The following is a 23,741-nucleotide window of genomic DNA, read 5'->3' as shown; positions in this document are numbered from 1 at the left end:
CGCTCCCTCAGTACATAATTTAAAACCCGATATGCGCTAAATCCTACATGTTACTGATCGTCAAATCCCCATTTAGCTCCGCACCTATTCTTTCATTTTTGTAAACATAAGTTTTGCTGTATTTGGATCTAATACGTCCATATCAATGAGCTTCAATAATTTCACCATATGGAGCGTAGTAGACTTATACTTTAAAAAGTGTGCTGTTTTCAAATGGGCAAGGTAAGCTTGCTTGTCCCGATAGATTTCCAAGATACGTATCTGTGTCGGATTATCTTTTTTGAACATTGGAAAAATCGCAACAACACCTTCTTCGAGCGCGACAGATGCAGCAGCCTCTTCTTTTAAAATGGTCTTGTATTCTTCGAGGTATTCAACATAAACCTCAATTTCAGAAATACGTACCATAGACTCCTTATCTTGTCCACGAACAATATCCCCGCATAAGAAAAGTATGATTAGCGTTAAGGGCAAAGACAATAATGATTTCATGTGATTAAGTTTAAAAGTTTTGGGCCTGATCATTTTTTCCAATCAAAGCCCTTCACAAATTTCGTTATACGGGATGATAACACCAATATATATATTACTGAAATATCTACCAGTTTTACGGATTTAGGTCAAAATATCGATGTCTTAGATTTCTCTTAAATCATATAATCCAATGTCTTTGCTACCTGAATTTTGGAAAAACTGCAATGAAATTGCGCTACCTTGCGGTGCTTAAACTTGGGATATGTACGATCGCTGGATTAAAAGCGCAAGAAAAATCAAATCTTATCGAATTAAATCTTTGGTCTCTATGTCACACCCTTTTTCAAATACGTCAATTACAGTGTACACACAAAGATTACCGTCGACGAATCAAATTATCACAGCGAAGTACCCATATCGGGCGTCTTAAATGCTTTTAACGGAGGTGTGGCTGTTGCTAACCAATGGAAGCTTGGACAAAATATCTATTTAGACTGGCGCATTGTCGGTCCCAGTTATGGCTTCAACAATGGTAAGTTCGAGGGGAAAACCCATTAAATACGGACGAGCAACGCGAAGTAAAGAGACAACTAGAGGAATTTGACAGTAATCTCATGAAGATCAAAAAAGAAGTAATTGCAAAATCCTCCCCTCTTCGTATCATCCATTCCAACAAGCGCACGATATTAGTGCGCTTTTATCAATAGCAATCGCTAAGGATGCATTATGCTGTTTCCCCATCACTATAGTTTTAAATTAGATTATGCTCACGGGCATATTTAAGCATTTGTCCTATGGTTTGACACTCAGCTTTTGCCATCATTTTCCTACGATGTGTAACAACTGTATGTGGACTCAAAAAGGTTCTTGAAGCGGTTTCAGCGACGCTATAGCCCTCCGAAAAGTATTGTAATACTTCGATCTCTCTCGGTGTAAATGTTTTAATTTTTTTATCATATGTAGATAAAATACGCTCAAATTCACTACATATATATAGTTCTTTTTTCTTTATGGCCTCAAAGCAGGCAAATACTTCACTTAATTCACAAGATTTACTTAACACAGCTTCTGGACGGTATTGAAGAATACTCGATATCACGGCAGGAGCTGTTGCTCCCGTCAAAAAAATAACCTTTGCGTCTCCATTTATACGCCTGATCTCGGTCAACAACGAAAGTCCATTTTCATTTGGAAGATAGTAATCCAAAAAAATAAACAGTTCCTGCTTTCCAAAAGCACGTAAAAACTGAAGGAATTCAGATCCTTGGCTAAAAGATTGGACCAATTCAATTCCACATTCACGCTTCAACAAGAGTGCGAAGGAAAAAGCAACTATTTTCTGGTCATCTAAGATAACAGCATGGCTAGTGGTCTTCATAAATATGGCTGGTTTAATTAACCTAGTAAGACAAATATAATTATTTAAAACAATCATAATAATCTGTTTTACAAGTGTGTAGGTATTCAGCTACAAACCTCGCATATTCCTGTTATATCCAACTTGAAATATAGCATAAACATGCTATATACCGCTTAGAAGTTACCAAGTAAGGCAATAAAGCGCGTCTTTTACAACAGAATTTAAGCATGCCATATCATCTTAGACTAATTCACTAGCCCACGAAATAAGCCATTAGGCTAGCGAAAGAACTATAAAATATTTCAACTTATAAAATACATTGTTATGAACAAGAAACTTTTTAAATCTGCAACTGGCAAACTGCCCTACCAGGTACCTCAGATTCAAATGACTGTCGTTTTATTAGAAAATGGTATTGCGGCAGGTTCAAATGCGCACACTTCCGGAGATGTAAAGCAGACCTGGGACAACGAGGAATCACAGACTCAAAGCAAAAGTGACGGATGGTGGTAGTCTCCCCATTGACGATCAATTAACCAAAAAAAAGAAAAATGAAAAATCAATTTATTCAATTGCTCACCCTCCTCATTATATTTTCCACGTCATGTAGCAAAAATGAAAGCAACACGGCTGTCGAGACAGAAGGGAATGTGAGCGTAAAAATGAGTGGAACCTCCTTTGCTGATGAAGATACGGAGCCCCAATTAAAATTATCGAACAACAAAAGTTTAAATAACACACTCTCGAACACCCAGGAGGTCATTGTTCCATTTAATAGTGAACTTTCGGTACTGGCCACTTTGACACCGGAGCCCGCTACTTCATCCAACGTATTGCGTGCATCAACAGGGCTTAAAATGGCAACAGCCCCCGTCTCACTAGGTAGCGGAGCAAAATATGCTATTGCAGTTTACAATGCAACGGGAAATTATGTTAAAGATACAGGGGTATTAACTTATTCGACTAGCGGTACAAATTGGAATCTATCGCTTCCTGCAGGGTCTTACACGTTCGTTGCTATCGCCGTTGCAAATGGTCAAACTTTTCCTTCGATCAATTTTAATCAAGCGTTGGCGAACATTACATTTAACGTAACTGGCGCAGATACCGACATCTTATGGAAAAAGTTACCGGTTACTGTAATCGCTAACCAAACACTGGCCGTAGATCTTATCTTAAGTCACCTATTTACACAGGTACAGGCTACGCTAGAAAGTACTTCCGCCAATGTAGTTGGCACTATCACCGCCATGACTAGTAGTACAATCTCCCCTAATTATGGAACGGCTTCGGTTAAATTGGCTGACGGGCTTTTCACCCAAGGTGGTTCATCGACGGCACGTAATGTCACTTTTAGTGGTACAGGTCTCGCATGGACGAGCAATGCAGCGCTGATTATTACAGAAGGAACGACGGTTGGTAAAGTAAATTTTGGAACAGTATCCCTAAACTCCACACAAAATGGCGTCCGCTCAGGAACAATAGATTTATCGAATTTAAGCTTACAAAAAGGTGTAAAATATAGTTTAAAGCTTCGCTTGGTGCCCAAGGGGGCAATCGACGTACCAAACTCAAATTACTATTGGAGTTCGGCTAACTTGATGGGCACCGCACCCATCACAATTGCATCCGCTCAATATATAAAGGGAAGTGTTTATGGAGGAAATGGATCTGCAACATACTGTGAAGGCGCTTTAGGCACTGGGTGGCGAACAGCTACACAAACGGAATATCAGTCATTGATCAATATGGGTATCGCTAGAGGTAGTTATAATGGTCAAACAGGTTGGTTCCTCGGGACATCTACTGTACCAACCACAAATAAAGACAATTATATGTTCCTACCAGACAACGATTTTGTTCGTTCTTCTTCGGGAAATAACAACATTCCTACAGGTGCTTTAGGTGTTTATTGGGCAAGTTCAACAGTTCAAGGTAACGCTAAGCCAGCATTAATATTAACAGCGACTGGTGTTTCAATCGTAGACATACATCAAAATAATCAAGTCGGTATACGTTGTGTAAAAAGCAAATAAACGATCGTTTTTAATCATATAAAGAAAACGATGGAACAAGACGGGATCAATTGACCTCCTCTTGCTCCATCGTTTTCTTTATATCATCGGAACCTTATCAAATTATTCCATCCTAACTTCTGGTCGTCTCAACAATCAAATCATCTTAGCATTCAATCCGCTATATATAGAACGGCCTAAGGGAGCTGTCTTTTCAGATTTTAATAAAATGTCCCTAATTTCATCTTTCATATCATTTTCTCCAAATACTCTTGCTACCTTTGTTCTTCAAATTAAATTAACATGCCAAAAGAGACAAGAACAGGGCTTTATCAGGGAATCATCGAAAAAGATGATAATGGGAACTACTTTTGTGGTCCCTACCTACTGGATTATCAGACCGTAGAAACTTACTATAAATTGGGCGATCGCGTTAGTATCAAAACCATTATCAAAAATACAAGCCGTAAGAGTATGGAGGCTTATCCGCAAAAATCAGTTAAATTTTCATTTGCGACAGAGGATCATGGAAATGATTAAAACTCACCTAGATTGAACAATTTAAATAACAAGGCCTTTTCCACAGAATTGGCCTTATTATTTTAAAGATTACCGTTGACCTGAGACTAAAAACAAAGCCTCTGATTTTTGGAAAATCGAGAGGCTTTTGCACAATCAAATTGATCGATTACTTTATAAAATAGGTATATTTTTTTTCGGGATAAAGAATGTACTATCGGACCACTTATCTAAACGATGCATTTAAAATTCATTTTCCATAAAAATTAATCAAGGTTCACATGTTCTTCGAGCGCCTCATTCGATCGTCTCTGCTGCCATGTATTGTAAGTTTCATTACCGATTTACTCTTCAAATATAAATACTAGTTTATTAGTCTCCGAGCGGGAATGATTGTCTTGTCTTCTTTTTCGTCGAAATCGCGATTCAGTACGATGAAAATGAACGAGCGACGTAGTTCGATTGACAATTAACCCAGCAATGAATAATAACCATCTTAATTACCATTGTACACTTAATCTAGGCTAGTACCTAATCTTAAGGGCAATAGGTTGCAATTCCTCATTCGGTATCTGGGGAACGTATACGGTTTGTCCGCCCCTTTCATCGATCAATAGGGCCAATAGGCTGCTAATATCGTCGACCGTATCCAATCCGATAGGATTGTCTACGATAGCTATATCCTGATCTGAAAGAATCTTTACGGCTTGATGGAAGCTCTCTTGAACGACCAGGATATCCCCACGGCCATCTTGACATGCACGATAAATTTCTTGCAGATCAGTGATCACTAAACCTTTGCCCACAGCTTCTTCCAGCTCTTTGAAGTAGTCTTCATTTTTTCGTACCAGTTCCTGTTTCATAAAATTCCAGGCACGGCTCTCCAACTGATGTGTTTCAATGTTATTGTAATCTATAGGTAAGTATCCATAATAGATAGAAGGTCTATCCGCAACCTGTAAGAGCTTACTATAATTATTCTCCGTGCAAAACACGAGTGTTACACTCTTTGTGTCCCCAATATAACGCAGAAGCGCTTTGTCTACCCGATTAAGATATTCCCTTAAGAGGTCATCAAGATGTTTAGCATCGCTACTTTTATCGGGAAATGTATTGTAAAATTGATTTTCGGCAATTGGAAACTCTTCACTACTGATATCCTCAACAATACGACCGTTCAAAGCACGAAAAAGATGAACACCGCTTTGCGAGAGCAACATCACAAGATAACTGGTTTGACGGCCAATTTCCTTAACCAAAGGGCGTACAGCAAATGTATTGCTAATATGGACACCTTCTTGGTTTGTCTCCCATGATGACTTGAAAACTTCTGCGATTGTATCTGAAACAAAGATATGCAGACTTTCAAGATTATAATTAATATCAAGTTCATGCGCTATCTGTTCCAATTGTTTGATAAGGCCAGCAACGACCCTCTTATCATACTTATCCGTTAGTCTATCAATCGCTTCTCCGATAAAATTTTTAATCTTTATTCGGTCGCTTAAGTTATCAGGATGTGTGCGATGGGTATTGATGGAAATGGTAATGCATAACTCATCCTGAACTCGGATAAGCATTTGTAGAAGTTGTTTTTCGGTCATAATCATGGACAAATAGTTAAAAAATTGAACACACTTTACTCATAACAACAAATTAAAGATCCTTCTTGTTTGTGTAAAATAAAAGTAAGTATTACCTCATTTAGGTGATTATCGAAACAAAAACAGCTTATTTATAGTTATTAATAGTTAAAAAAACAATGATGAAAAAGGTGTTTATTGCAGGAGCAACAGGCTGGGTCGGTAAAGAATTGAGTAAAAATATAATCGACGATACAAACTATAAATTGGTTGGCGGGCTTTCACGCTCTTATGCAGGAGAAAATCTCGCTGAGATTCTAAAGATAAAAACGTCTCCGATTCCCCTATTTGATACAATAGAAAATGCAATGGGGGATATTGATTTTGATATTTTAATTGACTTTACCAGTCCACTTATTGCCAAGAAGAACATCCTGAATGCGATAGATAAAAGTAGGCATGTCCTTATTGGGACTTCAGGGCTCTCAAATCAGGATTATGAGGAAATTGAAGAGCATGCGAAAGAAAGCGCGGTATCCGTACTCGCCGCCGGTAATTTTTCGATCACCGCTGTTTTGTTGAAAAAATTTGCGGAGACTGCTGCTCAATATATTGATCAATTTGAAATTATAGATTATGCATCCCAAAGAAAGGTGGACTCACCAAGCGGCACAGTCGCAGAATTAGCCTATAGTCTTTCCAAAATTAAAACGCCGAAGGTTGAAGTACCCATAAAGGATACCCTCGGAAACAAAGAGACTCGTGGTGGTGATATCAATGGTATTCAAGTGCATGCGATAAGACTGCCGGGTTATGTATTAGGTGTAGAAACAATCTTTGGTATGGAAGATGAAAAATTAATCATCAAACATGAAGCTGGAACTGGTGTAGCACCCTATCTGAATGGCATTAAGATTGCCCTTACCAAAATGGGTACCTTTAAAGGATTAAAACGTGGTTTAGATACCATAATGGATTTGTAAATTACATCATTATCTATCAACCTCTAAATTTAACACAGAACGTTGTACCCACGCTGAGATTGCTTTCTACAGTAACCTTGGCATCAAGACGATCCGCTATACGTTTGACGATGGAAAGTCCAATCCCCGATCCTTCAAAGCCCTGCGAATTTGACAGCCGTTTAAAAATGTCAAATATATTACTGTCATCCTGAATATCCATTCCAATGCCATTGTCTTTAATATAATAGTAAACTGAATGGCCGTGTTTTTCACTATAAACTTCCACCCTTGGTTGATCTTTTTTACTGCTATATTTTACCGCGTTGCCGATCAGATTTAAAAACAGCTGATATAACAGTGTTCTTTCCCCGAGAATGGGCCAGGTCTCCCCTAAGACAAATTCCAAACTTGTACTGTCAAACTGCTGCTTGCAACTTTCGAGAATATTAAGAATTTTGTTTCGCGGATCGATCAGTTCTGTTTTGAATGCTACATAATTAGACTGTGTGAGTTGATAAACCTTATCCATCATTTCTGTTATCAGTCCTGTTGCATCGATGATATTCGTTGCCATTTTTCGCAACATCTCTTTCGGAAGATCATCTTTCATCAACATCATCTGTGCAGCAAGCTTTATGGAAGAAAGAGGGTTTTTAAGATCGTGAGTCAATGTATAGCCAAACGTATCTAAGGCATTGTTTGATCTTACGAGCTCCTTATTGAGCTGAGCAATCTCCCCGCCCCGTTGCGCAATAGCCTGTTGGGTTATTTGTGCAACTTTTTCAATGAAGGAAAGCTCCGTTTTTTTCCATTTAATAGACTTGCCTTTCATCGTTTCACGCCAGGCTTCAAATGATGTCCTGGGTGACGGAAACTCTATTTCCCTTTCGGGATCGTAATGATATATTTTTTCCGGTCTCCCTGCCCACACATCTTCATATACGTGCTCTTTCCGGAATAAATAGATGTACCATTTATTGCTGGGAAGAATATTTATCCGTAAAATACCAGGAAATATGAGCGATTGTGCTGAGTGGGCCCTATCAGGAACAAAATTTGATGTGAAAAATAAGTCACTCTCGCCCTGTTTTTCTATATACAGATCAATCTGTCGTTGCTCTAATTCCGTCGGTACTTCACCCCAAGTTTTGGAACCACGGTCATGTTTGATTACCAATCCGTCTGCCTCAACTATTTCCAAAATTTGCGGAGCGAAGCGTTCAAGCACCATTCCGATATCATTGTTCACCAATAATTCAGACTTCAGGTCACGTTCCATAACCCCCATAATAGTCTGCGCGACAAGACTTTCCCTTTGATATTCTGAAAGGTAATAATTTATAGCGTACTGCGTTAAGAAGGCGCATAAGTGACGTTGGGCAAGGTCCACATTCAAAGGTAGACTATTCTGGCAGGCCACAAGTCCCCAGAGTCTTCCCTCGATAACGATAGAAAAACTGGCACTGGCACGTGCACCCGCATTCTTAAGATACTGTAAATGCACGGGAGACAACGCTCTGAGGCTACAACGAGTCAGGTCTACTTCACTTGCCTCCAGGCCCTGTATAGCAATAGTTGGTGCCTCAATATCTGCTACATGGCGTGCAGGGAATTTAACATATAGCGCGCGTGCTTGTGCCGGAATATCAAATTCTGGATAACGGTACCCCATCAATGAGGTCATCCCGTCTGCAATGGACTCTGCAATTACCTGTCCGCTATTGTCCTCTTCAAAACGGTATACCATGACACGATCAAAACCAATAATCTGGCGGATCAGTACAGTCAATGATTGCCAAGCATTACCATGACGCTCTTCAAGGTATTTCGCATAATAGAATAAACGAGTCGCTTTTAATTGATTCTCACTACAAATCTCAATTTCAAGATATGTTTTCTCATCATACCGGTAAATGCTTAGATAATAATCTACATTTTTGATACGGATACGTTCTACAAAACGTGTAAATATCTCCCCTGTGATCTGTTTTTCTATTTCTTTGAGATTCAACTCCGGTTCGGACGATATCAAAGGCAATAGCTGCTCGATCGATCTCCCTAAGATTCCCCTCATAGGAATATCGAGCAATGCAGATAGGTTTTCACTTGCGGCAATACACCCACTCTCATCAAAAATACAAAGGAAACCGAAATATTGGATTTTACCGCATAGTTGGATTTCTTCTTCGTGGCACTCCAGTTGACGCATATTTTGCTAGTTTTTAATCTTTTAATTTACTAATAACAGGAAATTCTCGAAAGAGATAATTTGCCACGCATAATAAAATCTAGCACCCCTCTTCAAACATGTCATATCTAAGGCTAATATAGAAAAAAATAACTACTAAAAGCGGATCAAACGATTGTGCAATAATTATTCAGAATCTGAGTAATCTGGATGGCTGGTATTGAAGCCTATTAATTGGCTATTCGGTGAAAAATAAAAAAGCTAGGTTGGAAAGGTGCCTAGCTTTTAAAACTTTCTTCATGACCGGACAAGCAGTCTGTATTTAATTAACAATACTTTTTACGACTTTGTTTGGATTATCTTGGATATTACTCAATTAAAGTATAAATAACGTCATATAAAGAATTCGAAAGAATTTAAGCGATCGGCGAAATTTTTATACGGTTTTATATTATTGGCTAATAGATTAAGAAGTCCTGAAGCAAACCGCCACAAAACTCATAATGAACTAATTACAACAAAACAAGTATAAACCACATTTTCCGTAATATTTACGCAAAGATAGGATGTTAATCTTTAGTTAGTAAAACTATTCATCAGTAAATCTTGTCATTTAAACATTGTCACTAAATAAATAATATTATGATTTCAAACAAAACATTATTCGCTTCATTAGCGACTGCAGCAATTCTAGTTTCATGTAACAATCAAACACCACAAGAAAAAGCAACCGAGCACATGGAAAATGCGGAGGAAAAAGCAGCTGACGCTAATGAAGAGGCCATGAAAACCTCAGAAGATGCTGCAACAAAAGATGCGGAAGCAGTCGTTTATTCAGATAAAGCCGCGGCCAATGCAGCAATTGCTTCAGTGACTGCCCCAGTACTCTCCAATGCTAAAGCTAAAGAGCTTTATACAAAGCTAGGCAAAACCTGGGTAGACCGTATCAATGCAGAAACTGCAGAAAAAGCATTGGATAAAGAAAAATCGATATTGGATATAAAAAATGAGATTGAAAAAAATCTTGTTGAAGGAAAAATCTCTGCTTCGGATAAAGATAATATCATGAAATATCAGTCCGATTGCCTAGCCGCTATAAAAGCAGCGCTGTAATATAGAACAGCAACAATAATCGGTAATTCATAAGATATCTTGCGATCCACTATCAGATCGCAAGATATTCTATTATTTTTGTTTCTATCATTACATGCCTTTTGATTAAAGAAAAATAAAAATTATGAAAAACCATTCGACAAATTACTTCAATACTTTAATTGAAGCTGCTACAGATACCAAAGTAGTTAAGGGTACTATTCCACCATCAAAACGTCATAAAACCATAGCTGAAAGACAATATGAATTGATCGCCGCAGCGCCTTATCAGTATACATCTGACGATATTATTTTCCAAGTCTATGCGGAAAGAAGGAACCTAACGCCAGACGAATATCCCGAAGCAAGAACAGTTTTTTTCTCTAAAGGACAAGCATGCCTGCGCGCCTCCCCTCTTACAAAGACATATGGGTATGGGATTCATAGTAATAGTGAAGGCAAGGTCGCCTTATGCGGAATGGAAACAGCTATTTATCGGAAATTTGTAGCGGATGAAAATACAACAAAAGTTAAAGCAATGAAATCTGCTAGGTAGCGTTTGCAGAATAAACTTGTGTTGAAATAAGCATTCATTTCCCATGAGCAATAACTTGCTCCAGAAAAGAAATCTGTCGTTCGTTTATTTTCTTCCTGGCTTCCGTAAATGTAAACCAATCGCCACGGTCTATTTCAGGATAAGTTTGCATTTTCCCTGATTTCGGCGGCCATTCCATTTCAAAGGTATTGCTTACAAGTCTAGCAGGATCTATATCTCCTTCAATTGCCCAGCACTTAACTATTTTGCCTCCTTTTTGTTGAATAGCATTTAGCGCAATAAAATTTCCACGGGGAAGATAGCCTGTCTCTTCAATAAACTCTCTTTTGGCCGCATCAAGTTCATCTTCGTTCAAATCGATTTCCCCTTTAGGGATTGTCCACGAGCCTTCATCTTTTTTAGTAAAATAGGGTCCTCCAGGATGTACTAAGAAAAAATAAATTTCTAAGGCCTGAAATTTATACAATAACAATCCCGCACTGGTATTTATCTTCTTAGCCATTCATGCTGATATTTCGTAATCGAATCCATGTAGGCGCATGATCGCTACTCTTCTCCCATCCGCGAACATCGCGATCAATTCCGCCTTCAATTAAACGATCCTGAATTGAAGGGCTCAATAAGATATGGTCGATACGTAAACCAGCATTTCGACTGTAAGCCTGGCGAAAGTAATCCCAGAACGTATAAACCTGCTGATCTGGGAAAAGCTGACGAATAGAATCCTGCCAGCCCTCTTCAAGAAGCTGACTGAAAGCCTCCTTCACCTCCTTTCTAAACAATGCATCGTTGACATATTTTTCGGGTTTATACGTATCCATTTCTGTTGGAATAATATTAAAATCCCCAATGAGTATCGCTGGAACATCCATACTAAGCAGCGTTTTGGCCCGCTTTGCTAAGCGCTCGATCCACGTCAATTTATAGTCAAATTTGGGCCCCGGAAACGGGTTGCCATTGGGCAGATAAAGACAGCAAATCACGACTTGCTGGACCATAACCTCCAAATAACGACTTTGTACATCTTCGGGATCGCCAGGAAGTGCTCTAGCTACTTCTTCGATCTCATATTTGGAAAGTACCGCAACTCCGTTCCAACTTTTCTGACCATGCCAAACCGCATGATACCCGATATCATTAATTTCTTGCAATGGAAAACGTTCCTGCGGAGATTTCAACTCCTGCAGACATACGACATCAGGCGACTCTTCTGCTAACCAACGTAACAACACAGGAAGACGTGCGTTGATGCCATTAATATTATAGGTGGCTATTTTCATGAAATTGTCCTTCTAACTAAAATAGACAACCAAAGAAGCTTTTTAATTGTTTGAGAACTTCTCAGAAAAATTTAATAGTATAATTTAACAAGTCCAGTCTGGAAGGAATCCTTTATTCCTCCTGTCTTGCAGGTCAATGGCGCTATTCACGTTAAAATCTTTCATAAACAGGTTAAATAACATTAAATTAATATTATATTTATATAACCATATATATATAAAACATTCGATCATGGCAGAAACATCCCCTAAAAAAGTCTTTCGAAATGACATTGTCATTAACATAAAAGATTCACTACCGTACCTAAAAGATTATTTAAGTGACAAAAAACTCAACTCTCGCATAGAAAAAGCAGCTAAATTATTAAGTAAGGGTATCAAAAAGAAGAAAATTAAGAAATTAAACCATCGAGAACTTAAAAAGACCGATAGTAAGACTAAGGCTTCCCCCAAGAAAGATCTTGATCAGCCGGCCGTTGATCCTACGCTAAATGATACTGCAGAAAAAATCACAATACCCGCCAAAAGTGCAGCAAATAGAAATGCCGATACAACAAAAAAGCCAGTTACCAAACAAGCGGATACAGACCACAACGATATCGAAAGTAAGTCTCTTAAGGTAAAGGATGTTCAAAGTAAAAGTTCCGCCACTGCAGTTGACGTAAAACCACCTGTCCCTCGAAGGAAAAAAGAGAAAGTCGAAAAATAAATCAGATTCTGTAGCGCTATAAATACGTAATCGACCTGTTTTTTTCGGAACTATCTCACTTAAGCTACGTTATTTCCTTTCAAAAACTACGGTTAAAGCTTTTCAACCTGCTTTGGGTATAACTTTTGATCCAACAATAGTAAAAGAATTTAAACTCAAACAAGGTACTGAATATGGAAAATATCGATAAAAAAGCGGAAAAAATGGGTCTAGAGAAGGGCTACTATTTGTTGTTAATGGCGATTCTAGATCTTCCAGTTGAAGACGTACAAAATGATGTAAAGGAGGATTAAGTCATATGAAAAAAATAGCAATCATAAGCACTTGTCCCCCACAAGAATGTGGGCTAGCAACATTTACCAAAGATCTCAAACAGGGAATGGAGCTCGATCCGAATGTTCAAATCGATATTGTCGCTGTATCTAAACTCGGTTCGGAAGATTTTGACCCATCGACTCGATTTGTCATTTACAGGGATCGACTCGATAGTTATCATCAGGCAACTCGTATTATTAATGAGGAATATGATTATTGCATTATTCAACATGAATTTGGAATATTTGGAGGAGCCGATGGCATTTTCATAACACAAATTGCCAATAATCTAAAGATACCCCTGCTAACCGTGTTTCATACCATTCTTCAAACCCCATCATTGCAGCAGAAGGAAATCACCGAGCTGTTGTTGAAGAAATCTCAGGCAGTTGTTAGTTTATCGCCCAAAGGTATCGAATTATTAGAGGAGCAATTCGACTCCACCCTTACAGATAAGATTAAAGTGATACCACATGGCGTACCACATTTTGATCACAATCAGGGACTTGCCAAATACAGATTAAACCTTCAACACAATTTTGTAATGATGACTTTTGGTCTCATCGGAAGAAGTAAAGGATTGGAATATGCCATTCAATCCTTGTCGGAAGTTGAGCTCCCAGGATTCAAATACCTGATCATCGGAAAAACACATCCAAATGTTCTGGCCCATGAAGGGGAATCTTACCGTTTTGAACTCCAAAATTTAGTCGATCAGCTTGGTTTACAGGACAAGGTTGTTTTTATCGATAAATTCTTAACGGACGAGGAGCTTAAGGAGTATTTAACAGCCTGTGATATTTATCTGTCTCCTTATCCACACGAACAGCAAATCAGCAGTGGTACCTTATCCTTTGCTGTGGGTGCAGGTGCAGCTGTTATTTCGACACCATACTGGCATGCAAAAGATTTATTGAAAGACGAACGTGGTATCCTGAGTCCATTCAACGATATCGCCGCAATGCGTGCTAATATTAAAATGCTGTACCAATCACATCGATTACTAGCCTGGCATCGTTTCAAAGCGCGTAGTTATGGTGAACAAACAGTTTGGGCAAATGTGGCAAAAACGTATCTGGAGCTTCTACAAGGGTTAGCAACTCCAGTAAGATCTTTAATTGATTATGAACAATATATTGCAATGGATCTAAAAAGGGAAGCGTAAAATGATAGAAAAAGCATAAACATTTTATATGATATGCATGTTAAGTAAAAAGACGATCTTTGTACGCTAACATTAAGATAAAATCCATCAGCACATGATATATTCGAAAATAGCGCTGTCAACAGTTCTTTTATTATTGATGGCGCTCACTTGTACGGGCCAGATTTTTGATCGCGAACTGAGGAATCAAAAGGAAAGGACGCAAAAGGAATTTTTGAAATTTATTACTGAATTAGGAAGCAAAATAACAGATTCAACCTTAACGAAAGAACAACAAAATGCATTATTTAATCCAATCGTTGCGTATGCTCACAAAGAGCATGCTGACTTAACACGATTGCGCAAAAAATATTTAAAAAAAATACAGGCTCCGCCATCAGTACTTAATGCATTTATTTTTGATAGCTAGCCTCCTGCGGAGCTATCGAAAATGTTGGGAACCCCACAATTCACGACAGTAACCTTGCTGCAATGTTATCGGCCTATTGAAATAGGCCGACTTATCAGTGGAATTATTCAACCTGTGATTTATCAGCAATCGAATACAGGAACAAACGAAGCTACAATAGCTTATACCTTTGGAAATCAAGTATTCGCTAAACAGTTAAAAGAGGATATTTGGCAAATTTGGCTAGTAAATAGGCTTTATATGCTTAGGTTTAATCTGGATCTACAAACTATGGTTATCGATCATTCGGAATATACGCTGCCCAATAAAGCGGAATATTTACGACTTCAGTTCCCGTTCGTAATTCAGAAGCCAACCAATGAATTAGAGAAACTTTATCAAGAAATGGATGAAATACGCTGGAACAGCTATTCATCAACAGATATACAGCAAGTCAGTCCTCAAGAATGGCAAGATACTATTGATAAGCGATTATCGGCGTTTTACCTAAAAAATCAGCCCCGTTTTATAAAGGTTCAAAATGAAATACTCAAGGATATAGAAAAAGGAAACGGTTTGGATGCGAGCTGGCAGGAATTACATTTATCTTCCGATGAAAATATACAATTGACACAAACTTTAAAAAACAATATGCTACAACCCGATGAAGCTGCACAGCGGCTATTTTCATTTTCAAATAGCATTATCCCCTTTAATCAAGATATTGAAGAAATTGGAAAAAATGCAATGTCAGGGTTCATACACTATATAATTGACCATGAAAAAGACCAGGTGTGGAAAATTAGATCTTTAGGCTATTCCATTGCCTTCGAATATACCTGGGATCTAAAACAAGGTCGATTTTCTGAAATAAAAATCTTTAAGAAACAATCATAGTGTGAATTTCCAGTGCGCCCATAATCATCTTTTTTGATTTAGGTATTGATAAAAAAATTACAGAAAACAACGTTGTCGTTACGTTATCATTTTATGCTTGGCGCCCCATTTTTCCAACTGACACCAAATAGGGATAAGTTCTGCCGCAATCTCAGTCAATTGATATTCCACTCGGGGGGCACTTCTGCATAAGCAATCCTTTTAACAAGTCCTTGCTTTTCCAACTCTTTGAGCTGCAAGGTGAGCATGCGATCTGTAATCCCTGTAATCAATTGTTTAATTTCACCAAACCGCAACTTTCCATGCTGCAATTTAGCAAGTATCAGCAACTTCCATCGGCCGCCGATCTTGCATACAGCATATGCTAAATCACATTCAATAATATATTGTTCATTAATCCTATTTGTCGAATTTTCTTTTCGTTTTCCCATGTTATTTAAAATTTCTTTAATAGCGTACAATCCGTTGCAAATAGGGGACAAATTTAAAACTTCTACCCTACATCTGTGACATCACATTCGTCAATAATATGACACAAAGCAATAGGAGGTTATAGGCTCCAAAGCGTAATAGTCTTTATCTATGAAAATAATTTAACACTGAAATTATGATTACGAAAAAAAACACCTATTTTAGGTTTTGTAATCCAATTATTCATTCCAAATATGCCTGATCCAAATTAGTTAGACTTCGAATATGCTCCAACAGTTCTATGCTTATCTAAAAATTTTAATGCTATTCATTTTTTTAGATCTTTTAATCTTCTTAAGAATTCGGACATTGTCAATTTGGAAATCCAATCCAAAGCTACTAAACATAGTCTGGTGGTCTGTCAGTATACTTTCCTATCTATGCATATTTCTTAATTTATTTTTTAAATGGACTAGTTTTGAATCTGCCTGTTTCGTATTTTTTCCGCTTTCGTTGCTATTGGGTAAGATAATCTGTCTTTTCTTTATCGGTATTGATACTATTGTATATACTTTCAAAATAATCAAAAAAGGTTTTAAAAAAAATAAATCTTCGCCGAAACAGGCTGGAAATTTACCGCCTATAAAAAGATCAGATTTTATAGTCAAAAGCGGCCTTCTGCTAGCCAGTGTTCCCATCGTTGCACTTACACGTGGATTTGCCTTCAATTTGTATAAGTACCAGGTTAACCACCTCGATTTAATCTTACCTAATTTACCGAAATCATTTGAAGGAATTACGATAGCGCAAATTTCCGATATACATGCAGGTAGTCTATTTAATTCAACTGCTGTAAAAAAAGGGATTGACCTCTTGTTAGCACAGAAGCCTGACATCATCTTTTTTACAGGGGATCTAGTCAATGATTTTGCTGCCGAAATGGAGGACTATTTATCCATATTTGATAAAGTGAAGGCTCCATTAGGCACATTCTCTATACTTGGAAACCACGATTATGGAGAGTATCATTTTAACAGATATCATTTCTTTGATCAAATGAACTTGACCAAGGAACAAAATCTTTCAAATCTCAAATCCATTCATCAACAACTAGGCTGGCAACTACTTCTCAATGAATCGAAAGAACTGATACTGAATAACGAAAAGATTACCATTATAGGCGTCGAAAATTGGGGAGCAAATAATCCCAAAAATTATGGGAATATCGATCTGGCCATGTCTAAAGTAGATAAATCTTCGCCCATCAACTTTATGCTTTCACACGATCCCTCCCATTGGCGCGCGGAGATCATACCCAAATATCCCACAATCGACGTCACTTTCAGTGGACACACACATGGGGGACAATTCGGTTATAACAACCCGAATTATCAGTGGAGTCCAGTGAAATATGCTTACCGTGAATGGGCCGGCCTGTACCGTGAAAAGCATCAGGCACTGTACGTAAATGTTGGATTCGGTTATCTGGATTATCCAAGCCGAGTTGGGATACTACCAGAAATCACTATATTTCATCTGAAGAGTAAAGGTTAAAGCATTAAATACTGTTCCTGATGAGTCGGTAATCCAGTGCATATTTTCGGGTAACTCATTAAATTCACCACAGATTTCAACACGATTTCCAATCGAATTTCCTATCGGCTGGTCTGAAATACCAAGAAGTAGCAATTAGAATAATATATAATAGTGCCGGAGCCATTAAAGCGAAAGAATCTCCCAATGCAATATGTGAATACAAAGCACCAGTAGCGGTAAAGAAAATACCCGCATATGCCCATTCTTTCCAAAGAGGTCTTTTGGGCCAAAGCAAGGCAACCACGGCTAAAAGCTTCCAAATTCCAAGTAAAGGAAGTATATAACTCGGATATCCCAAATGAGTAACATTTTGTATCCCGCCTGCTCCTTCCGTTTGAATTTTAAAAATCTGTATGATAGCAGTTGACAATAATCCTACAGCCAACCATACGGTCGCTATCCAATAAATTATCCTATTCCTTTTCATAATGCTATGATTTACTTATTATATTGTTAATTACTTCACATTAATAGTCACCTCTCTTATCTTCAACACTTGGTCTTATTCTTATTTCCTAAAATATGCGGGGTCTTTTACCGACCGCTCCTTATTATGTAGTTATTTGACTACAAATATAAGTGTAGATATTTGACTACACAATATTTTATTTCACTTTTTATCTGAGACATTAACTTCAATAGCTATCCCCCTAATACACTGGTTAGACCTGCTATTTTATTTTTCATATCTTTGAATTAAGATTAATCTTATGTCACATAATACCGATAAAATAACCGTAGTAAAGGGCGATATAACAAAAATTACAGTCGATGTTATTGTAAATGCTGCCAACACGTCGTTACTTGGAGGTGGAGGTGTAGATGGCGCTATTCATCGCGCCGGTGGGCCGGAAATTCTGGAAGGGTGCCGTAACATTGTGGCTAAACAAGGAGGCTGCAAGGTCGGCGAAGCCGTCATTACAACTGCAGGCAAGCTAGCCGCTAAATATGTAATTCATACAGTTGGCCCTGTGTGGAATGGAGGGAAAAATCACGAAATTGAAAAATTAGAAAGCTGCTATTATAATGCACTCAGATTAGCTGTAGAAAATGGTTGCCGTTCGATAGCCTTTCCCAATATCAGTACAGGGATTTACAGATTCCCGAAAGAACTAGCGGCTCAAATATCCATCCGCGTCATTACGCAGTTTCTGATGGCGGATACAACACTTACGCAAGTCAAAATAGTCTGTTTTGACGATGAAAACTTCCGGCTGGTCGATCAGCTAGTGATGCAAGACTAGGGAAAAATTATCCTACTCCGTTTCAAATTCCCATATACATTCATAGGAAGGAACAGACTTTTCGATGTGTGGAAATTGCAGTTTTTTGAGTTCCTTAATATTCTCAAAATCTTTATTTAAGAGCAAATATATACCCGCATTCTTACTGATTTCTCCCAATATTTCCGGAGTGATCTCTCTTTCTCGACTGTTGGCAGATATGATCATTTTCACAATTTGCTTTCCTGATGAAGTTATATACTGGTTCAGTTTATAGGGCCCCGGAATACCATCATTTTCATGAGATTGTCCTGCCAATACGTCATTGATATAGATAGCATAGTCTACATTTCTTATTTCATGATAGAGAAAGTATGATTTTACGACCGAGACTATTCCATTTTGAGATACTTCAGCAACCTCATCATTTCCCCTATCTTCATCCCTATTGTTACACGACATAAACAAAACAACACAGTAGACAGCAACGATGATAATTTTTTTCATTTCGTATTTTCTCCTTATTTTTAAAACTGCAGCAATATTCTTTTGACAGCGATTTGAAGCTAATACAACCAACAAACTAATAACCCTATTTAAGGCCTTAAAACATGAGGTTGCGGATGGCTATACAGTTTATTAAGATACAAATTAGTCGGAACAAAAAAGAGGTAGACAAACAGATATGGCTATCTTTTTAAAATTTCTTTATAAGTCGTTAGCATTCACGATATTTAAAAAAAATAAACACCCTACCAGTATCTGTTTAAAACATTGGTTATCCAATATTTGGGTAACCTTTTTTTTGCAAGAAGCTGTCTCCCCCCAATTACGTCATATTGAACAATACCCAAACACAGCTTGAATATTGTTCGACGGTCATTTATCTTGGTAAACTTTCGGGACGGCGCATACGATAAGAAGTCGCTGTGATGGCGTGCAAAAAGGACTCAATATCTTTTATTTCATCTTTCGTCAGATTTAGGGGTTGCATCAATGGATCGGTTACAGGATACAGTGGATCTTTCGCTTTCTGTTCGGCAGTAGCGGAATTCATCTGCATACCACTATTGTACATATTCAATAGCCCGGTCATATTCCAAAACAGTCCGTTGTGCATCCACGGATCGGTATTCATCACGTCGCGCAGGGATGGTGTCCGAAAACGTCCCACATCGGCAGGATCCTTTGTAATCTCGTATCGCCCCAGGTCCTGATATTTCCGTTTGTAATAGGTAAGCCCAATATTGTGGTACAGATCATCGGTAAAAAATTGACCATTATGACAATTCATGCAACGCGCCTTCGTACGAAATAAATGAAGACCGCGAACTTCCTGATCAGACAATACTTTATAATTACCATCTAAAAACTCGTCAAAACGACTCCTTCTACTTGTTAGTGTCCGTTGAAAAGCACTCAAGGCTTCAAGCACCTCTGGCATTGAATAATCCGCATCCCCGAATGCATCCACAAACAATTTGTTGTATGCAGAAATGGCCTTTAACTTGGGAATCAGTTTTGTCAATTCCATATCCATTTCGTGGTGTGCTTCGATAGGACCCAATGCTTGCTCCTCCAGCGAACCAGCGCGGCCGTCCCAAAACAGTTCCTTTCGTGCATAAACATTGAGCAAAGATGGAGTATTGCGGGTGCCCTCCAGATGATCATTGCCAACTGGTACCGTAAGCTTGTCAGCCCAGGAAGTTTGCGGGTTATGACAGCTGCTACAGGATATTTGATTGCTCCCCGATAGAATAGGGTCAAAAAAAAGATATTTTCCCAACTTCACATCAGGCTTTTCCATTAAAGAAAAATAGCTGGTATCGATCTTGGGTAGAGACTTGAATTCACTCCAATGAGCCCCTACATCGATTGTTGGTTTTGGCCATTCGTCCACTGGTCGTCGATAATATAGCTGTATCTCATCATCAAAGGCTTGCTGTCGATCTTTCATAGAAAGCAAGCCTACAAAACCAACAATAGTGGCCAATACACAAAACTGCTTTTTCATTTTCTCTCTTAACTATTCTTATAAAGAAGTAGGATTACTAATCAATCTATTTTTTTAAAAAATATAGGAAACCCCTAATTTACCCAAAAACCAATCTTTACCTGGCACACTTGACAACGTGTAGTCTACCGGCACCAAATTACCCCTATACTGATAATTCATCTGGAGCTGTATACTCCAATTATTCTTCGCATGGCGCGTGCCCCATACCCATGACATATTAAAATTATCACTCGAGGCGGTATCGTAAAGATAATCTTGATAGAGTATTTGCTTCCCAAAATCACCCGTATTCAACTCAGATACAGACAAATTATGGGTTGGCGACCACTGTTTAAAATATCCAATCGTTCCTATTATTTCAGACTTTTCATTAACCTGAAATGTACGATTTAATCCGAGTCCCAATCTAATTTGATCAAAATCCATTTGGTTACTGCTAACACCATCTTTTTTTTCGGTCTTATACATACCAGCATGGCCTTCAAACAAATACTGGTGTACCCCTAGTTGAGTTTTTAACGAAATTTCATGGCGGCGATAGGTGTAGTTATTCGCTAGATAAGTATAATTAAAATCCTGGCCATTTTCAATTTTCCCCTGCAGTGCTACCCTAATCAATTGCTTATGATTCATCTGCCGGCTCCATAAAAAATCGATTGATCCGATATCCTTTTTATAATCATTTAAGGACAAATAGGTTTGTTTAGAATTATCATTTCGTCTGAATGATTGTTCTTCATTAAGGTAGCGGCCATTGAGATAAATCTTATTCCTATCATTGGGTTTCAGTAAGATATGGGCACCAACTCCTTTACGATGGATAATATCATAGTAATTAATTTCTTTTAGTCGGTCCTTCGCACTTCCAAAACCGTTCATCATCCAATTGACATACAATGGATCCTCTTTATTTGTTGTATACTTTTCATTTTTATAACCGACGTTGGCACGTTCAGAACCATACCCCCAAATACCAGCAATATGATAAGAAAGTATCGGAAGATTGTGACCAGCACTCAATTCAAACTGAAGGTTCATATCCTTGATATCGCCTCTGGGGTCATTGTTTGAATAATGTGAGCCCAATCGATAATCTATACCAAGGGAAATCGGGAGCTTAGCATCGAAGAAAGCTCTTTGGATTCCCGCATCGAGCTTATAGGTCTCCCGATTGTATTTATTTTTTCGCAACGAACCAAAATACAATGGCGCATCCGCATTCCATCGGGATTGGTGCCGCAAAGCTGTGCTGTCTTCTACGGAGTGATCATATGAAAATCTCCCCCAAAAGCTAGTCTTGCGCCAATCGGTCTTCCCTTCCGTATAAAATTGGGATTGACTGAGACCATCAGTTCCCTGAGCCGCCTTAAAGCCGCCTTGTCCCTTGCTGTGCTGAATACCTAATAGGGAAGATCTATTTTTGATCTCCTCAGGAATCCATACCCTATTTCGTATTGCCATATCATGCATTATCACAAATGATGGTTGATACCAATAGTTCAAAGCTGCTGTTGAATCTAAAGAATTGGACTTACTTTGCCCTATGACAGGGTGATAGGCTAAGAAAGCACCCCAAAACAACATGATGTATCTCACACTTTTCATTCAGGTATTTTTTATAAAATACCAGCTTTCGTTCGGAAAGCTGGTATTGGAATAACCGTTTGTCATTAATCACCAAATCCAAATGGATTAGCTTTTATCACCATAAAGTCCGCTGTAGAATTATTTGTGTCCCTTAATTTACGAACTCCATTAGTAGTTCTTTCGGTCTTGCGAATAACGGATTGTGACGAATAGCCGCCTAGTGGTGCGAAAGTATAACCGGCATCCTGTGATGCTGTCAATTTTTTAGGAATTCGAGCATCCTCGGTGTTTGGCTGCACCTCAACGGCATCCATAATCCAACGGACAGGTAACTGTCTATATTTTTTTGCGGTAGAGGTCGGAACGCTGATGGATGGCTCAGTATAGCTCTTCAGATTCTCCACATCCGAACGATTTGCGTGTTTAAAAATAACATAACCGTCGCGCCCTAAATTATCTAATATCCAGTCATTGCCTGTATAATCTAATATCTCAACATTGGGTACAGCAGCATTGTCAATATCTGTTGCAAAAGGAGTTTTCCCAGGGATATCTCCATAATAAACCTCAAAATTGGCTTTACTAAGATCTACTGTAAGATCCGGATTCTTGATGGCTACTTCCTTGCCATTATTGCCGACAAACGGCGCTTTATGGTTTAGTGCATTTTGGGCAATCACAATACTTTTACCAGGTTCCACTGGATAGGTCTTTCCGTTGCCAGGAATCATAAATAAATCTCTTAAGTAAACATAATCTGTATTCGCGGATTCAACGCTTACCATTCCTAACGATTTACTCCAATCCAATTGGCCATTTGGCTGGTAATAATCGGATTGACTGGTCGGAGACTGTCTTCCCCATAACCGGCCAAAGTAGAGGCTATCGGCATATAAAACACGGTCTGTATTATTGTAAACTTCAAAAAACTGATCTCTGAACAAAGCCCCTTCTTTATTATCAGAACCCGCATAGTAAATCTGCTTGATGACAAAATCGCCCAATAGACCTGCAATCAATTCCAAGTCCAAAGTCGTAGAACTGGTTAAACTGATTTTTTTCAGGGAAGCATTAAATGTAACGTCCTCTTTGCTTGATTCGCCTGTTAAACTATTGTATTGCTCCTTAGGTATTGTAATAGAAGCATCAATATCATACTCACCTGGCATAATGGAGGTCAAATTGACCACACCTTGTGACGCGGAATATGTACCACTGGTTTTTGTTGCTAGGTTGGTAATCGTAACAATAGCCTTGCTTAAGTCCAACTTGGTGTTAAAATTTTCAGAAGCGTATGTTAAGTTCAGCTTAATATCCAGTGGTTGTATATCAGGTGTATTATCTTTTTTACAGGAAATAAAAGGTAAAAAGAGAAAAGGAATTAAGTAATGAGTTTTCATC

The 23,741-nt window shown here is 38.3% G+C and carries 23 protein-coding genes and 1 pseudogene; 12 read left to right on the top strand and 12 right to left on the bottom strand.

What is annotated here, in order from left to right:
* Window positions 1-84 precede the first annotated feature (84 nt).
* The gene (locus CBM24_RS12480) at window positions 85-492 is read right to left on the bottom strand and encodes a putative quinol monooxygenase (RefSeq protein ID WP_088163541.1); all 408 of its coding nucleotides are present in this window, start codon (window positions 490-492) and stop codon (window positions 85-87) included.
* A 733-nt stretch (window positions 493-1,225) separates the two neighbouring features.
* Window positions 1,226-1,852 carry a response regulator transcription factor gene (locus CBM24_RS12475; protein WP_158638910.1) on the bottom strand — a complete coding sequence of 209 codons (627 nt, stop codon included), beginning with the start codon at window positions 1,850-1,852 and terminating at the stop codon, window positions 1,226-1,228.
* A gap of 306 nt (window positions 1,853-2,158) precedes the next feature.
* On the opposite strand from CBM24_RS12475, the gene CBM24_RS12470 reads away from it, so the two are divergent.
* From CBM24_RS12470 to CBM24_RS12460, 3 genes are all read left to right on the top strand, one after another.
* Window positions 2,159-2,347, top strand: a complete 189-nt coding sequence (locus CBM24_RS12470) for a hypothetical protein (RefSeq protein WP_075992531.1) — start codon at window positions 2,159-2,161, stop codon at window positions 2,345-2,347.
* A gap of 38 nt (window positions 2,348-2,385) precedes the next feature.
* Entirely contained in the window at window positions 2,386-3,870 is a 1,485-nt protein-coding gene (locus CBM24_RS12465) for a hypothetical protein (protein ID WP_088161476.1), read from the top strand.
* Between the two features lie 282 nt (window positions 3,871-4,152).
* Complete coding sequence (locus CBM24_RS12460) at window positions 4,153-4,389, top strand: hypothetical protein (RefSeq protein ID WP_075992529.1); 237 nt, start codon at window positions 4,153-4,155, stop codon at window positions 4,387-4,389.
* A 503-nt stretch (window positions 4,390-4,892) separates the two neighbouring features.
* Here the strand turns inward: CBM24_RS12460 and CBM24_RS12455 are convergent.
* A complete protein-coding gene (locus CBM24_RS12455; RefSeq protein WP_088161475.1) occupies window positions 4,893-5,978 on the bottom strand; it encodes a hypothetical protein in 1,086 nt (361 codons plus the stop codon).
* 152 nt (window positions 5,979-6,130) lie between these two features.
* Here CBM24_RS12455 and dapB point away from each other — a divergent pair, with 152 nt between their 5' ends.
* Window positions 6,131-6,934 (top strand): 4-hydroxy-tetrahydrodipicolinate reductase, encoded by an 804-nt coding sequence (dapB, locus tag CBM24_RS12450; protein ID WP_088161474.1) that lies wholly within the window; start codon window positions 6,131-6,133, stop codon window positions 6,932-6,934.
* Window positions 6,935-6,950: 16 nt separating this feature from the next.
* Here the strand turns inward: dapB and CBM24_RS12445 are convergent, their stop codons facing one another.
* On the bottom strand, window positions 6,951-9,125 hold the full coding sequence (locus CBM24_RS12445) for an ATP-binding protein (RefSeq protein ID WP_088161473.1): 2,175 nt from the start codon (window positions 9,123-9,125) through the stop codon (window positions 6,951-6,953).
* 621 nt (window positions 9,126-9,746) lie between these two features.
* Between CBM24_RS12445 and CBM24_RS12440 the strand changes: the two genes are divergently transcribed.
* Both CBM24_RS12440 and CBM24_RS12435 read left to right on the top strand, forming a co-directional pair.
* Window positions 9,747-10,217: a hypothetical protein gene (locus tag CBM24_RS12440; RefSeq protein WP_088161472.1), complete on the top strand. Its 471-nt coding sequence runs from the start codon at window positions 9,747-9,749 to the stop codon at window positions 10,215-10,217.
* A gap of 124 nt (window positions 10,218-10,341) precedes the next feature.
* On the top strand, window positions 10,342-10,752 hold the full coding sequence (locus tag CBM24_RS12435) for a DUF6157 family protein (RefSeq protein ID WP_088161471.1): 411 nt from the start codon (window positions 10,342-10,344) through the stop codon (window positions 10,750-10,752).
* Window positions 10,753-10,786: 34 nt separating this feature from the next.
* Here the strand turns inward: CBM24_RS12435 and CBM24_RS12430 are convergent, their stop codons facing one another.
* Both CBM24_RS12430 and xth read right to left on the bottom strand, forming a co-directional pair.
* Window positions 10,787-11,254 carry an NUDIX domain-containing protein gene (locus CBM24_RS12430; protein ID WP_088161470.1) on the bottom strand — a complete coding sequence of 156 codons (468 nt, stop codon included), beginning with the start codon at window positions 11,252-11,254 and terminating at the stop codon, window positions 10,787-10,789.
* Window positions 11,247-12,032, bottom strand: coding sequence for an exodeoxyribonuclease III (gene xth, locus CBM24_RS12425; protein WP_088161469.1), 786 nt, complete (start codon window positions 12,030-12,032; stop codon window positions 11,247-11,249). The genes CBM24_RS12430 and xth overlap by 8 nt, the downstream gene beginning before the upstream one ends.
* Before the next feature lie 232 nt (window positions 12,033-12,264).
* Between xth and CBM24_RS12420 the strand changes: the two genes are divergently transcribed.
* The 4 genes from CBM24_RS12420 (at window position 12,265) to CBM24_RS12405 (ending at window position 15,506) form a co-directional block, all read left to right on the top strand.
* Window positions 12,265-12,741, top strand: a complete 477-nt coding sequence (locus CBM24_RS12420; protein WP_088161468.1) for a hypothetical protein — start codon at window positions 12,265-12,267, stop codon at window positions 12,739-12,741.
* Between the two features lie 298 nt (window positions 12,742-13,039).
* Entirely contained in the window at window positions 13,040-14,221 is a 1,182-nt protein-coding gene (locus CBM24_RS12415) for a glycosyltransferase (RefSeq protein ID WP_088161467.1), read from the top strand.
* Between the two features lie 94 nt (window positions 14,222-14,315).
* Complete coding sequence (locus CBM24_RS12410) at window positions 14,316-14,630, top strand: hypothetical protein (protein ID WP_088161466.1); 315 nt, start codon at window positions 14,316-14,318, stop codon at window positions 14,628-14,630.
* Between the two features lie 21 nt (window positions 14,631-14,651).
* Window positions 14,652-15,506, top strand: a complete 855-nt coding sequence (locus CBM24_RS12405) for a hypothetical protein (protein ID WP_088161465.1) — start codon at window positions 14,652-14,654, stop codon at window positions 15,504-15,506.
* A 78-nt stretch (window positions 15,507-15,584) separates the two neighbouring features.
* Here CBM24_RS12405 and CBM24_RS12400 read toward each other — a convergent pair.
* Window positions 15,585-15,937 (bottom strand): annotated as a pseudogene (locus CBM24_RS12400) (winged helix-turn-helix transcriptional regulator).
* Between the two features lie 499 nt (window positions 15,938-16,436).
* Here CBM24_RS12400 and CBM24_RS12395 point away from each other — a divergent pair.
* Window positions 16,437-17,471: a metallophosphoesterase gene (locus tag CBM24_RS12395; RefSeq protein ID WP_157698445.1), complete on the top strand. Its 1,035-nt coding sequence runs from the start codon at window positions 16,437-16,439 to the stop codon at window positions 17,469-17,471.
* Window positions 17,472-17,547: 76 nt separating this feature from the next.
* On the opposite strand, the gene CBM24_RS12390 is transcribed toward CBM24_RS12395, so the two are convergent.
* Window positions 17,548-17,940 carry a DoxX family protein gene (locus CBM24_RS12390; RefSeq protein WP_232475776.1) on the bottom strand — a complete coding sequence of 131 codons (393 nt, stop codon included), beginning with the start codon at window positions 17,938-17,940 and terminating at the stop codon, window positions 17,548-17,550.
* A 283-nt stretch (window positions 17,941-18,223) separates the two neighbouring features.
* On the opposite strand from CBM24_RS12390, the gene CBM24_RS12385 reads away from it, so the two are divergent.
* Window positions 18,224-18,757, top strand: coding sequence for an O-acetyl-ADP-ribose deacetylase (locus tag CBM24_RS12385; RefSeq protein WP_088161462.1), 534 nt, complete (start codon window positions 18,224-18,226; stop codon window positions 18,755-18,757).
* A gap of 12 nt (window positions 18,758-18,769) precedes the next feature.
* On the opposite strand, the gene CBM24_RS12380 is transcribed toward CBM24_RS12385, so the two are convergent.
* From CBM24_RS12380 to CBM24_RS12365, 4 genes are all read right to left on the bottom strand, one after another.
* Window positions 18,770-19,243, bottom strand: coding sequence for a hypothetical protein (locus CBM24_RS12380; RefSeq protein WP_088161461.1), 474 nt, complete (start codon window positions 19,241-19,243; stop codon window positions 18,770-18,772).
* 376 nt (window positions 19,244-19,619) lie between these two features.
* The gene (locus CBM24_RS12375; RefSeq protein ID WP_088161460.1) at window positions 19,620-20,750 is read right to left on the bottom strand and encodes a cytochrome-c peroxidase; all 1,131 of its coding nucleotides are present in this window, start codon (window positions 20,748-20,750) and stop codon (window positions 19,620-19,622) included.
* Between the two features lie 54 nt (window positions 20,751-20,804).
* A complete protein-coding gene (locus CBM24_RS12370; RefSeq protein WP_157698444.1) occupies window positions 20,805-22,358 on the bottom strand; it encodes a DUF6850 family outer membrane beta-barrel protein in 1,554 nt (517 codons plus the stop codon).
* A gap of 65 nt (window positions 22,359-22,423) precedes the next feature.
* On the bottom strand, window positions 22,424-23,740 hold the full coding sequence (locus CBM24_RS12365; protein WP_088161458.1) for a DUF4876 domain-containing protein: 1,317 nt from the start codon (window positions 23,738-23,740) through the stop codon (window positions 22,424-22,426).
* Between the last annotated feature and the right edge of the window lies 1 nt (window position 23,741).

Source organism: Sphingobacterium sp. G1-14 (assembly GCF_002196555.1).
Lineage (GTDB): Bacteria > Bacteroidota > Bacteroidia > Sphingobacteriales > Sphingobacteriaceae > Sphingobacterium > Sphingobacterium siyangense.
Note: the sequence above shows the minus strand (reverse complement) of the source record. Positions and strands in the feature narration are given on the sequence as shown.